The sequence below is a fragment of the Mycobacterium gordonae genome, assembly GCF_017086405.1.
In the GTDB taxonomy this organism is placed as follows: Bacteria; Actinomycetota; Actinomycetes; order Mycobacteriales; family Mycobacteriaceae; genus Mycobacterium; species Mycobacterium gordonae_D.
The window spans coordinates 826,202-839,166 of the sequence record NZ_CP070973.1; the positions used below are offsets into that span (position 1 = coordinate 826,202).

The 12,965-nt window shown below is 67.0% G+C and carries 7 protein-coding genes and 1 pseudogene; 5 read left to right on the forward strand and 3 right to left on the reverse strand.

Features of this window, described 5'->3' with window-relative positions:
- Positions 1–12: 12 nt before the first annotated feature.
- Complete coding sequence (locus tag JX552_RS03490; RefSeq protein WP_205876103.1) at positions 13–3,030, reverse strand: (Fe-S)-binding protein; 3,018 nt, start codon at positions 3,028–3,030, stop codon at positions 13–15.
- A gap of 169 nt (positions 3,031–3,199) precedes the next feature.
- Positions 3,200–5,593: an isoniazid response ATPase/transcriptional regulator IniR gene (gene iniR, locus JX552_RS03495; protein ID WP_205876104.1), complete on the reverse strand. Its 2,394-nt coding sequence runs from the start codon at positions 5,591–5,593 to the stop codon at positions 3,200–3,202.
- Between the two features lie 206 nt (positions 5,594–5,799).
- On the opposite strand from iniR, the gene JX552_RS03500 reads away from it, so the two are divergent.
- On the forward strand, positions 5,800–6,369 hold the full coding sequence (locus JX552_RS03500; protein WP_205876106.1) for an Rv0340 family IniB-related protein: 570 nt from the start codon (positions 5,800–5,802) through the stop codon (positions 6,367–6,369).
- A gap of 279 nt (positions 6,370–6,648) precedes the next feature.
- Positions 6,649–6,858 (forward strand): annotated as a pseudogene (locus tag JX552_RS31790) (IniB N-terminal domain-containing protein); the annotation flags it as partial.
- Positions 6,859–7,167: 309 nt separating this feature from the next.
- On the opposite strand, the gene JX552_RS33140 reads toward JX552_RS31790, so the two are convergent.
- Positions 7,168–8,535 (reverse strand): hypothetical protein, encoded by a 1,368-nt coding sequence (locus JX552_RS33140; protein WP_277396105.1) that lies wholly within the window; start codon positions 8,533–8,535, stop codon positions 7,168–7,170.
- On the opposite strand from JX552_RS33140, the gene JX552_RS31800 reads away from it, so the two are divergent.
- The 3 genes from JX552_RS31800 to iniC all read left to right on the forward strand — a co-directional run bounded on the left by JX552_RS31800 (position 8,488) and on the right by iniC (position 12,956).
- Positions 8,488–9,528 (forward strand): hypothetical protein, encoded by a 1,041-nt coding sequence (locus JX552_RS31800; protein WP_241011254.1) that lies wholly within the window; start codon positions 8,488–8,490, stop codon positions 9,526–9,528. The two genes, JX552_RS33140 and JX552_RS31800, sit on opposite strands and share 48 nt — an antisense overlap.
- Before the next feature lie 96 nt (positions 9,529–9,624).
- Entirely contained in the window at positions 9,625–11,466 is a 1,842-nt protein-coding gene (locus JX552_RS03510) for a dynamin family protein (protein ID WP_205876108.1), read from the forward strand.
- The gene (iniC, locus tag JX552_RS03515; protein ID WP_205876110.1) at positions 11,463–12,956 is read left to right on the forward strand and encodes an isoniazid-induced dynamin-like GTPase IniC; all 1,494 of its coding nucleotides are present in this window, start codon (positions 11,463–11,465) and stop codon (positions 12,954–12,956) included. Before JX552_RS03510 ends, iniC begins: the two co-directional genes overlap by 4 nt.
- The last annotated feature ends 9 nt before the right edge of the window (positions 12,957–12,965 follow it).

Here is a 12,965-nt window from a genome sequence, read left to right on the forward strand (position 1 = left end):
GCAAAACCGTGATCAGCGCTTACCCGGCGGGCGCACACCCTTGGCCAGACCCAGGCCCTTGACCGGCGCGGCAGGTGCGGCCGGGGGAGTCGGGTCACCGTTGGATTCGGCGGAGGGTGCAGGTTCGGACTTTGCTTCGGGCTCCGCTTGGGCCTCCGGCTCCGGTTCCGCCGGTGCGGCGGGTGCCGCGGGTGCGCTCTTCTTCGCACCGGGCCGCTTGGCGCCGGCCGCGATACCCAGCCCCTTGACCGGCACTTCCGGTTTGGCCGGCGCGGCGGGAGCTTCAGCGGGCGCGGCTGCCTCAGCCTTGGCCGGTTCCGCCTTGGCCGGCTCCGCCACCGCGGGCGCGGCCTTCTTTGCGCCGGGGCGCTTGGCTCCGGCGGCCATGCCCAGACCCTTCACGGGCGCGGCCGGGGCTGACTTTTCCGCGGGTGCAGTCTCGGCGGGCGCCGCGGTCGCCTTGCCTGCTTCGGCAGGCGCGGCTTTCTTGGCCCCGGGGCGTTTGGCTCCCGCGGCCATCCCCAGTCCCTTGGCGGGGGCGGCCGTGCTGGCGGCTTCCTCCGTAGCCGGTGATGCGGCGGCGGCCGGCGCCTTCTTGGCTCCGGGGCGCTTGGCGCCGCCCGCAAGGCCGAGACCTTTGGCCGGCGCCGCAGGCGCGGTCGCAGCGGGCTTTTCGGCAGGCTCGGCAGGCTCGGCTGCCGGTGCTTCGGCGGGCGCCTGTGCAGGAGCGGCCGCGGCGGCCTTGGGCTTGGCCTTCTCCGCCTTGGCGGCCCGCTCTTCGGCTTCCTTGGCCGCCGTGCCTTTCTCGGGCAGCTTCACGCTGTCGCGGTCCAGTGAAGCGAGCAACACTTGGGCCACGTCGAGCACCTCGACACCGCTGCGGCCTGCTTCTTCCTGGCGGTCATTGACACCGTCGGTGACCATCACCCGGCAGAACGGGCATGCGACGGCGACCGTGGCGGCGTTGGTGGCCAGCGCCTCGTCGACGCGCTCGTGGTTGATGCGCTTGCCGATGTGTTCTTCCATCCACATGCGGGCACCACCCGCGCCGCAGCAGAAGCTGCGCTCGGCGTGGCGCGGCATCTCGGTGAGGTTGGCGCCCGCGGCCCCGATCAGCTCACGCGGCGCCTCGTACACCTTGTTGTGACGACCCAGGTAGCAGGGGTCGTGGTAGGTGATGTCCTGCGACACGGAATTGACCGGGACCAGCTTGTTGTCCCGCACCAGCCGGTTCAGTAGCTGAGTGTGGTGCAGCACCGTGTAGTTGCTGCCGAGTTGGCGGTACTCCTTACCCAGGGTGTTGAAGCAGTGCGGGCAGGTGACGACGATCTTGCGGTCGACGGTCTCCACCCCTTCGAAGAGGCCGTCGAGGGTCTCGACGGCCTGCTGAGCCAGCTGCTGGAACAGGAACTCGTTGCCCGAGCGGCGGGCGGAGTCACCGTTACAGGTCTCGCCCGTGCCCAGGACCAGGTACTTGACTCCGGCGATGGAAAGCAGTTCGGCCACGGCCTTGGTGGTCTTTTTCGCCTTGTCGTCGTAGGCGCCGGCGCATCCCACCCAGAACAGGTACTCGTAGCCGTCGAAGCTCTCGACGTCCTGGCCGTAGACGGGGACATCGAAGTCGACCTCGTCGATCCAGGCGGTGCGGTCGGAGGCGTTCTGGCCCCACGGGTTGCCTTTGTTCTCCAGATTCTTGAACAGCACTGACAGTTCGGAGGGGAACTCCGACTCCATCATCACCTGGTAGCGGCGCATATCGACGATGTGGTCGATGTGCTCGATGTCGACCGGGCACTGCTCCACACACGCGCCGCACGTCACGCAGGACCACAACACGTCGGGATCGATAACTCCGCCTTGTTCGGCGGTGCCGACCAGAGGGCGGGTGGCCTGCTCGGGACCGGAGCCCAGGATACGGCCGAAGCCGGACTCGGGGACGTGGTGCTCCTCCGCGTGCTTTTCACCGCGCAGTTCTTCGCCGAGCCCACCTTCGGGTGTGCTTTCCAGCGGGGACACTTTCTCACCGAGGATGTAGGGCGCTTTGGCCATCCAGTGATCGCGCAGATCCATGATCACGAGCTTGGGCGACAGCGGCTTGGAGGTATTCCAGGCCGGGCACTGCGACTGGCATCGTCCGCACTCGGTACAGGTGGCGAAGTCGAGCATGCCCTTCCAGGTGAAGTCCTCGATCTTGCCGCGGCCGAATTCGGCGTCGTCGGGCGGGTTTTCGAAGTCGATGGGTTTGCCGTCGGCTTCCAGCGGCAGCAGCGGGCCCAAACCGTCGGGGAGTCGCTTGAAGGTGACGTTGATCGGAGCGAGGAAGATGTGCAGGTGCTTGGAGTGCAGGACGATCAGCAGGAAGACGAGCGCTACAGCGATGTGGGCCAGTAGCGCAACGGTCTCGATCCACTCGTTGGCCGTCGCGCCCAACGGGCTCATGAGCGTGCCCATGGCGTGGGAGAAGAATGCGCCGCCGCCGTAGGGGAGTGTTCCGGTATTAGCCGATGCGCCTCGGAAAATTGCGAAGCTCAGGATGACCAGGAAAATCATGAAGAGGATCAGCCACGCGCCGCCGGTGTGCGAACCGTAGAACCGTGATTGACGGCCGTATTCCTTTGGCTCCGAGCGCAACCGGATGATCGAAAACGTGACAATGCCGAATACCACGCTGAGGGCGATGAAGTCTTGCAGGAAGCCCAACGCGTCCCAACGTCCGACGATCGGGATGTGGAAATTGGATTGGAAAAGGGTGCCGTAGGCCTCGACATAGACCGTGGCGAGGATGAAGAAGCCCCACATCGTGAAAAAATGCGCCAAACCCGGGATTGACCACTTGAGCAACTTGCGTTGCCCGAACACTTCGGCGATCTGTGTCCAGACGCGGGTGCCGATGTGGTCGGTGCGTCCGGAGGCCGGTTGGCCGGACATGACGAGCTTGTACAACCACCAGACGCGCTTGAGCGCCAGCGCTCCCACCACCGCGGTCATGCCCAAGCCCACTATGAGCCGGATGAGGGTGTGTGTGGTCACCGAAGGCCACCTCGATTCATCGTCATTCAGATGCCATGGGGCGCGGATGCGCCTTTGCTAGTCAACCTGCCCAATACTGACATCTTCGTGGGATTCGCCGCGAGATAGGCAAACCTAAGTTTGCGCAGATCACCAGCCCACCAGAGTGCGGTGTGATCAGGCGTACATCTCAGCTTTGCGGAGTCAGCATCGCCCGCAGCATCGACAGCATCTCCGAGCGCGAGCCGGCGCCGAGCCGGCGACGGATTCGGGCGACGTGATGCTCGACCGTTTTTGCCGAGATGAACAGTTGGCCGCCGATATCGCGGTAGGGCATGCCCAGCAGGAGTAGTTCGGCGACTTCGCGTTCGCGGTCGGACAACGGTGATCCCGACGGTGGCTGGCGTGGGGTCGACGCGGCGGGTTGCCTTTGCCCCTCGCCGCCGGGCGCTTCGACGAAACCCACCACTTTGAGGTCGCGGGCGAGCTGCAGCATGGCGCCGGATACCCGGGGGTCGGATGTCTGCAGCGCTGCCTGGCCCGCGAGCCGGGTGGCGTCGGAGGTCAACCCGACATGTGCCAACGACCGCGCAGCCGTGCTGACCTCGTCGGCGTGCACCTGTCCGGCAAGCACTTTCAGCCAGGTTCGCCCGGCAACCGAAAGGGCTTGGGCGAGAGTGCTTCGTGCCGTTGCGGCGCTGAGGGCCTGGCCGTGTGGTGCGACGGACTCCGGCGAGTTGGTAAGGATTCCGGCGTGTACACCGGCCCAGTGCAACGGAACCGACCACAGTGGCGGGTTTCCCAGGGAATCGAGCAGCGCGAACGCCTGATCCAAGGTGTGTTGCAACTGATCCACCTCGCGCATGCGGGCGGCCGCGACCCACAGTTCGCCCAGCGGCAGTAGCGCAAACAGGTCCACGGAGCACTCCGCGAGGACCTCGACTGCTGCGTACCAGTGCTGTTGCAGCCCGCCGGTATCGCCGCTGCGGCGCGCGATGGCGGTTTGTAGGGCCGTGGCCCACAACGCATCTCGACGATGCAGGCTGGCGCCGGAAACGGCGGTGACGTCGGCGCCGGCCGACGGCAGTTGGCCGTCTTGCATCTTGATCCAGCCGGAGAGAAGTAGGTGCCGGTACCTGAAGAGCGATTCGGCGTCCGCGCGTACCGCGCGGCCGATCACACTGTGGGCGCGCACCGGGTCCCCGCCGTGTATCGCGGCCAAGGTAACCAGTGCCGCCGGGCTGTCCGGGAAGACTTCGCCAATCGGTTGTTCGACCGCGATGGCCTGGCTGAGCTTGGCCATGGCAGTCGGATAGGGCTGGTCCATCGTCAGCAAGAGGCCTTCGGCGAGGCTGCGGGACGCGCGCGCGGCAATCGTCGGTGGACCGGAGTCCTTGAGTCCCACCGCGGCATGGGCCGTAGCTAGGTCACCCGTTGCGGCGAGCACGATCGCACCCGCTGAGGCCACGACAGAATCCGGATACGGACCGAGCCAGCCGAACAATTCGGCCGCCTGACCGGAGTTGCCATCGTGGGTCGCGACGCTGGCTGCGATCCGCACGGCCGCGGCGCGCTCGGAGAAATCTTGCGAGCCGAGCAGACTGTCGGCCAGTGATCCGGCGGCTGTACAGTCGCCGCTCAGGGCGAGTGCATCAGCTAGTCGTGGCGTAAGGCCCGAAGCTCCGATCCGGACTGCTGCCCGGTAGAATCGCGCGACTTGGGCTGCGTCGCCACGGATTTCGGCTGCGTGATGGGTGAGGATCGCTGCCAACCGGTCATCACTGAGGCCGTGTTCGGCGAGCCGCAGCGCGAAGTCCGCTGACACTGCTGAGATATCGAGTTGTGAACGCAGTAAAGAGGTTTCGACTTCACGGTGGTGGGCGTTGCCGACGGTCTGGGCGACGCATTCATGAACCAGCTGCAGAAACGCGGGCGGGTGTGACGGTTCGACGAGGCCGCTGGCATGTGCCCGATCGACCACGACCCTGGCGTCGACCACTGAAATGCTAAGCACCGCAGCGATATCGGTGGCACCCAGGGCCTGGGCCAGCGACATGATCAGCAGCGCGTCGAGGTCGTGTTCTTCGATTCGGCGCAGCCGCTCGATCAGTGCGTGTTTCGCCGCATGCGACTGACCACCTCGCGACACGGCGTGTACGAGAAACGGCAGACCTGCGGTGTAGTCCAGTTGATGTTCGGGGACCGGCAGCATGCCGAGCGTTATCCGCGGTCGTTCCCTTGCAATAGCCGTCGTCAGGGAACGCAGAGTCGCGCGCTGCTCATGGGGCTCGGCGGCGGCGACGACGGTAGCGCGGCTATCGCCGACGCGTTCGATGAGCTTGTGTAGCTCGGCGTCGGTGAGCTGGTGCGCCTCGTCGACGACGAACGCCGACTCGGGCGGATCGTCATGGCGCGGCGGTCGCGTCATCACCGGGACGCCGGCATGGAGCAGGCTATCGCGGGCAGCAGCGAGCAGGGTCGTCTTGCCGGTGCCGATGCCTCCGACGATCATCGCCTTGACGGGGTTCGTCGCAGCGTGGGTGAGATCGTCGAGGACGTCCCGGGCAGCACGCGAGAACTCCAAGCGCCAACCCCCTGTGCTCCAACGGTCACCAGCGGCTCATCAACCATAGCCGTTTGGCCCCCGTAGCTCGGTACTTCCCCTAATGCATTACCCCCTAATGAAGACGGGGGGTGGGCGGGGTTCGCACCGAACACGGGCGTCCGCGCAGCGATTAGCATCTTGCTAGTGCTGGATCTAGGCGGGCTTGAGCGACAGGGAGATGGGCGATGGCAAATTCGTTGCTCGACTTCGTGATCTCACTTGTGCGCGATCCGGAGGCGGCAGCGCGCTATGCCACCAATCCCGACCAAGCCATTGCTGACGCACATCTCACGGATGTGACCAGCGTCGATGTCAACAATCTGATCCCGATGGTGTCGGATTCCCTGTCGATGGCCGGGGCCACCGGTGCGGTGACCGGCATGCCTGTCGCCGATCACGGCAATGTGTGGGCGAGCGGTGCGGCAACTGCGGCCTTCGATGCTTTCACTCCGCACCCGCCTGTCGCAGCGATGCCCGAGCACGGGGCGATCAGTGGCGTCGGGGCTGTGATCAATCAGCCGGCAGCTCAGCTGCCAGTCGAGGCGCCCGCTGGCCCGCCTCCGGTCGGGATCGGCAACCCCGAACCGTCGTCGCTGATCACGGGGGGTGCGGTGCCCGAAATCGCATTCGACCACGGCGGCTTTCCGGCCAGTGACCCGGGAATATGGGACCACTCGGTGGTTCTTCCGGACGCACATCCGCATGACGCGCCGCCGGATCACCATGGCTTCGGCGTCGACAGCCTGCACGGCTGATTCTCGTTCTTCCCAAAGCTTTGTCCTGGCGACCTGGGTCGTCGACGAGTAGTGTTTGACGTGCATAAATGCTGCAAACGGGGGTGTTTCAGCGTGGGATTGGGGGCCCTCGGTTTCCCCTAATCCCCTAACGGGGCAGCCCCCATTATCCCGGTGGGCGTACCCCCAGTTGGGGGTATCGACCCCGATTTGGGGGAGTCGCGACATCCATACGGTTTATGACAGAGCGCCGGTCACTTCGGCGAACAACTTCACGGTTTCGATCGAAGGGAAAAGAAGATGACCTCGCTAGTCGACTACATCCTGAGCCTGTTTCGCAGCGAAGAGGCAGCCCAGTCTTTCGTCGCTGCACCCGGGCAGGCCATGACGAACGCGGGACTGATCAATGTCTCTCCCGCCGCAGTCTCCTCGGCGGTGGCCAGCGCAGTCCCCGGTGTTGCGGTCACCTCCGATGACCCGATCGGAGCATTGCAGCAGGCGGTCGCTGACCAGCACGGTTTCCCGATCCCGTCGTCAGACGCGGGCGTTGTGTCCAGTTTCGTCGCTCAAGACCCCGGTCCCGTCATCGGTAATGCGGGGTTGGCCGCTGGTGACGCCGGGCTCGCCGCCACCGATGCAGGTCTCATCGCCGCGGATGCGGGGCTTGGATTGGGCAGCGCTGTTGCGACCGACATCGGTGCGGGTGTGGCGACGGGTGTCAGCGCCGGGCTCGTCGGCCAGAGCGCACTGGGTGTGCAGCCCGGTGTGGTGGCGCCTGCTCCTGGCCTGGCGTTCATCGAGCCAACGGGCGGAGTCGGCTTAGGAGCGCAGGCCGGTCTCGGCGTTGGCTTCGATGTGCAAGCCGGAATCGGCGCGCAGGTCGGCGCCGGACTCGGCGCGGGCGTTGGAACCGGACTGGGCGTGGGTGCGCAGGCCGGCATTGGCTTCGGTGTGCAAGCCGAGATTGAAGCCCAGGCCGGTGTGGTCGGCGGTATCGGCGGTGGTGCAGCTGTAGGTCTTGGCGGCGGGATTGGCGGCCAGGCCGGTGTCGGGCTCGGTGGCCAGGTCGGCGGCGGCGTCGGCGGGGCGATTGGGGGCGGCCTTGGCGGCGGCGTCGGCGTGGGCGGTCAAGTTGGCGCCGGCATCGGCGGCGCTGTTGGCGGCCAGGTCGGCGCCGGTGGCCAGGTCGGTGGTGCGATCGGTGGTCAGACAGGTGGCGCAATTGGTGGCGGTACCGGTGGTGCGATCGGCGCCGGTGGCCAGGTTGGTGCCGGTGGTCAGGTTGGCGGTGCGGTTGGTGCCGGTGGTCAGGTTGGCGGTGCGATCGGTGGTCAGGCTGGTGGTGCGATCGGTGGCCAGGTCGGCGGTGGGCTCGGCGGTGCGGTTGGTGCCGGTGGTCAGGTTGGCGGTGCGATTGGTGCCGGTGGTCAGGTTGGCGGTGCGGTTGGTGCCGGTGGTCAGGTTGGCGGTGCGGTAGGTGGTCAGGCTGGCGGTGCGATCGGTGGCGGTATCGGTGGCCAGGTCGGCGGTGGGCTCGGCGGTGCGGTAGGTGCCGGCGGTCAGGTTGGCGGCGCGATCGGTGGCGGTATCGGTGGTCAGGTTGGCGGTGCGGTTGGTGCCGGTGGTCAGGTTGGCGGTGCGGTTGGTGCCGGCGGCCAGGTTGGCGGTGCGATCGGTGGTCAGGTTGGCGGTGCGGTTGGTGCCGGTGGTCAGGTTGGCGGTGCGGTTGGTGCCGGCGGCCAGGTTGGCAGTGCGGTCGGTGCCGGTGGTCAGGTTGGCGGTGCGATCGGTGGTCAGGCTGGTGGTGCGATCGGTGGCGGTATCGGTGGCCAGGTCGGCGGTGGGCTCGGCGGTGCGGTTGGTGCCGGTGGTCAGGTTGGCGGTGCGGTTGGTGCCGGCGGCCAGGTTGGCGGTGCGATCGGTGCCGGTGGCCAGGTCGGCGGCGCAATCGGTGCCGGTGCTGGTGCCCAGGCGGGCGGCGCTATCGGTGGTGGCATAGGCGGCGGTATAGGCGCTGGCGGCCAGGTTGGCGGAGCTCTCGGTGCCCAGGCGGGCGTTGCGGCCGGCGGTCAGGCAGGCGCTGTCGCTGGTGCGCAAGCTGGCCTGGCGGGTCAGGCGGGCCTGACGGGGCAGGCCGGGGTGGCGGGCCAGGCGGGTCTCGTCGGCCAGGCAGGCGTTGCCGGCCAAGCAGGTCTCGCCAGTCAGGCGGCTCTGGGCGGACACGCGGCCGCTGCCGGTGGAATCGCCGGCAGCAATGCAGCGCTTGGAGCCGGCGCAGGAAGCCAAGCGGGACTCATCGCCAGCGAAGGCGCGGCGCTGAACGGTGCCGCCACTCCGCACGTCGCGGGTCCGATAGGCGGCGTGGGCGTGGGCGGCCAGGCCGGAGCTGCTGGCGGCGCAGGGTTGGGCATCGGTGGCGGCGGAAACACCCCGCTGGCCGCGCACCCCGCCACGCAACCGGTCGGCGTCTCAGGGACAGCCGATGCCGGTGCCGGGGCACAGGCTGGCCCTGGTGGTGTCGCGGCCGCCGGAGCCGGCGGCGGCACCGTAGCCACCGGACCGGTCACTCCGGCCACCGGAACCGGTGGTGTGGCCACCGGGCCCGGGGCACATGGTGGGGCCAACGCCGGTGGGCACGGCGACATCCTTGGTCAGGAGGGCACCACGCTCGGGGGCGGCGTCGGCGCAGGTGGCGCTGGTGGCGTCGGACCCGTTGGTGCCGGCGGTAGCGCGGGCGCCGGCGCCGGCGGCGGCATCACCCCGGGTGACCACGGGCCCACTGTTCCGTCCGGTCAGGGTCCCGTCATCACAGGCGGTGGCGTGGGTGCCGGTGGCACAACGCCTCCGGCCGGCGGTGGCCACGGCCCCGTCATCCAGACGCCAGGCGGACAGGGTGGTGCAGGTACAGGTGCAGGTACAGGTCACGGCGATACGAACCCGCCGGTGATCAACGCTCCCCACACGCCTGCCCCGCAGGTCGAGACGCCGACCCACCCGGCCCCGGCGGACCACGGACCGGTGTTCACTCCTCAGCAGCACCAGCCGGTTGAGCAGCCGCAACCGACCCACCACGAGCCGCAGAGCCCGTCGGTGTTCGGTCACGACCCGGCGCCGCACACCCCGCCGGCGCACACCGAGCCGCCGGCCTCGCACGGCCCGGCCGACCACCACGGGTTCTGATAGCTCAGAACCGGCAAACCGGCGGGGACCGTCATGGTCCCCGCCGGTTTGTGCGCATACGTTGAACAGACAGCGACGAGAAAGTGGGGCAGCACGGTGGCACAACCCGATGACCCGCGTCGGGTCAGCGTGATCGTCGAGTTGATCGACCACACGATCGCCATCGCGGAATTGCACGGGCGCGACGATCTGGTGCAGCGGCTGCGGCGGGCGCGGGAGCGGATCACCGATCCCCACATCCGCGTGGTGATTGCCGGGCAGCTCAAACAGGGCAAGAGTCAACTGCTCAACTCGTTGCTGAACCTGCCGGTCGCACGAGTCGGCGACGACGAGGCCACCGTGGTGATCACGATCGTCAGCTACAGCGCCCAACCGTGGGCCCGTTTGGTGCTCGCGGCGGGACCCAACGGCGAAATCGCGACCGTCGATATTCCGGTCGAACAGATCAACATCGATCTGCGCCGGGCGCCTCATGCCGGCGGACGCCAGGTGCTGCGGGTTGAGATCGGCGCCCCGAGTCCGCTGTTGCAAGGCGGACTGGTGTTCATCGACACCCCGGGTGTGGGGGGCCACGGCCAGCCGCACCTGTCGGCGACCCTCGGTTTGCTGCCCGACGCCGATGCGATGTTGATGGTCAGCGACGCCAGCCAGGAATTCACCGAACCCGAGATGTGGTTTCTGCGCAAGGCGCACCAGATCTGCCCGGTCGGTGTGATCGTGGCCACCAAAACCGACCTCTATCCGCACTGGCGCCAGATCGTCAACGCCAATGCCAATCACCTACAGCGTGCCCGGGTGCCGATGCCGATCATCCCGGTCTCGTCGCTGCTGCGTAGCCATGCCGTGAGTCTCAACGACAAAGAACTCAACGACGAGTCCAACTTCCCGGCCGTCGTCAAATTCCTGAGCGAGAAGGTGCTCACTCGCGAAAGCGATCGAGTGCGCGACGAGGTGTTAAGTGAAATACATTCTGCTGCAGCACAATTGACTACGAAAGCGGGGTCGGAACTGGCTTCTGTCAACGACCCCGGCTTGCGCGATCGACTGGCGAATGATCTGCAGCGGCGCAAGCGGGACGCGGAGAACGCCCTGCAGGCGACCGCGTTGTGGCAGCAGGTGCTCAACGACGGCTTCACCGATGTGAGCAACGACGTGGACCACGACCTGCGAGCGCGTTTTCGCGCCGTCACCGACGACATCGAGAAACGCATCGACACCTGCGATCCCACCCTGCATTGGGCGGAGATCGGCGCTGAAGCCGAGGATGCGATCGCCACCGCTGTCGGCGACAACTTCGTCTGGGCGTACCAGCGTTCGGCGGCCCTGGCTGACGACGTCGCCCGCTCTTTCGCCGATGCGGGTCTGAACTCGGTGATGTCGCCGGAGTTGACGTCGCGCTTGATGTCCACCAACTTCGACGAATTGAAGGCACTGGCCGAGCTGGAATCGAAGCCCCAAGGCAAGGGACAGAAGGCGCTGTCCGGACTGCGCGGTTCCTACGGCGGTGTGGTGATGATCGGCATGCTGTCATCGGTGGCCGGCCTGGGCCTGTTCAACCCGGTATCAGTGGGCGCCGGGCTGCTGCTCGGCCGGATGGCGTACAAGGAGGAGAAGCAGAGCCGGCTCCTGCGGGCGCGCGCCGAGGCCAAGGCCAATGTGCGGCGCTTCGTCGACGAAGTTTCTTTCGTCGTCGGCAAGGAGTCCCGCGACCGGCTCAAGACGATTCACCGCAAGCTGCGCGATCACTACCGCGACATCGCCAACGAACTCAGCCGCTCGCTCAACGAATCGCTGCAAGCCACCTTAACCGCCGCCCATCTGGAAGACGTGGAGCGTGACACCAGAGTTCGCGAACTGGAGCGACAACTGGACATCCTGCGCCAGGTCATCGAAAACTTAGAGAAACTGCGGCCACAGGCGACCATAGGACGAGCGTGAGCACAAGCGATCGGGTCCGCGCCATCCTGGGCGGAACCATCCAGGCTTATCGCGGCGAACCGGCCTACCGGCAACGGCCGGATGTCTTTCACGAGCTGGAACGCATCGGCGCGCGCCTGAACGAGCCGATCCGCATTGCGTTGGCCGGAACGCTCAAGGCGGGTAAGTCCACGCTGGTCAACGCGCTGGTCGGGGACGATATTGCGCCGACGGACGCGACCGAGGCCACGAGGATCGTGACCTGGTTTCGGCACGGCCCGACGCCGAAGGTCACCGCAATTCATCAGGGCGGACGCCGCGGCAACGTCCCGATCACCCATCGTGACGGGCTGAGCTTCGACCTGCGCAACCTCAATCCGGTGGAAGTGGCCCATCTGGATGTCGAGTGGCCCGCGCAGGAGTTGACGCAGGCCACCATCATCGACACCCCTGGCACATCGTCGTTGACCCGAGATGCCTCTGAACGCACCCTGCGGCTGCTCGTCCCGCCGGACGGGGTGCCGCGGGTGGATGCCGTGGTGTTCCTGTTACGCACTCTGAACGCGGCCGACATCGCCTTGCTCAAGCAGATCGGTGGGCTGGTGGGCGGGTCGGCGGGAGCGCTCGGCATCATTGGTGTCGCATCGCGGGCAGACGAGATCGGCGCCGGGCGCATCGATGCGATGCTGTCCGCCAACGAGGTGGCCAAACGGTTCACCAGTGAGATGAATCAGACGGGCATCTGTCAGGCGGTGGTTCCGGTGTCGGGCCTACTCGCGATGACCGCGCGCACACTGCGTCAGAGCGAGTTCCTCGCGCTGCAGAAGCTCGCCGGATCCGACGCCGCCGAGCTCAATAAGGCATTGCTGAGCGTGGATCGCTTCGTGCGACCCGACAGCCCACTGCCCGTAGACGCGGCGACCCGCGCGCACCTGCTGGAGCGATTCGGGATGTTCGGCATCCGGATCTCTATTGCGGTGCTGGCGGCCGGCGTCGCCGATGCGGCGGCATTGGCCAACGAGTTGCTGGAGCGCAGCGGCCTGGTGGCCCTGCGCAACGTCATCGACCAACAGTTCGCGCAGCGCTCCGACATGCTCAAGGCGCACACTGCGCTGGTATCGCTGCGCCGGTTCGTCGAGGCGCATCCGGTGCTTGCCACGCCGTACGTGATCGCCGACATCGACCCGCTACTGGCCGACACCCACGCCTTCGAAGAACTTCGCCTTCTCAGTCAATTGCCATCGCGCACAACGACTTTGAAGGAGCATGACGCGGTGCTGCTGCGTCGCCTCATCGGCGGTTCGGGCACCGGGCCGGCCAGTAGGCTGGGACTGGACCCGCAGGTTTGCCGGACCAATCCTCAAGAGATTTCCCGAGCGGCGTTTGCGGCGGCGCAACATTGGCGTCGGCGCGCCGAGCATCCGCTCAACGACCCGTTCACCACCAGGGCCTGCCGTGCGGCGGTCCGCAGCGCCGAGGCGATGCTGGCCGAATTCCCCGTGCGACGCTAAACATCTATC

Bases quoted from the DNA above. Each gene is read 5' to 3' on its own strand.
- JX552_RS03500 (WP_205876106.1), top strand. From the start codon at position 5,800: ATGGCAAATTCGTTGCTCGACTTCGTGATCTCACTTGTGCGCGATCCG.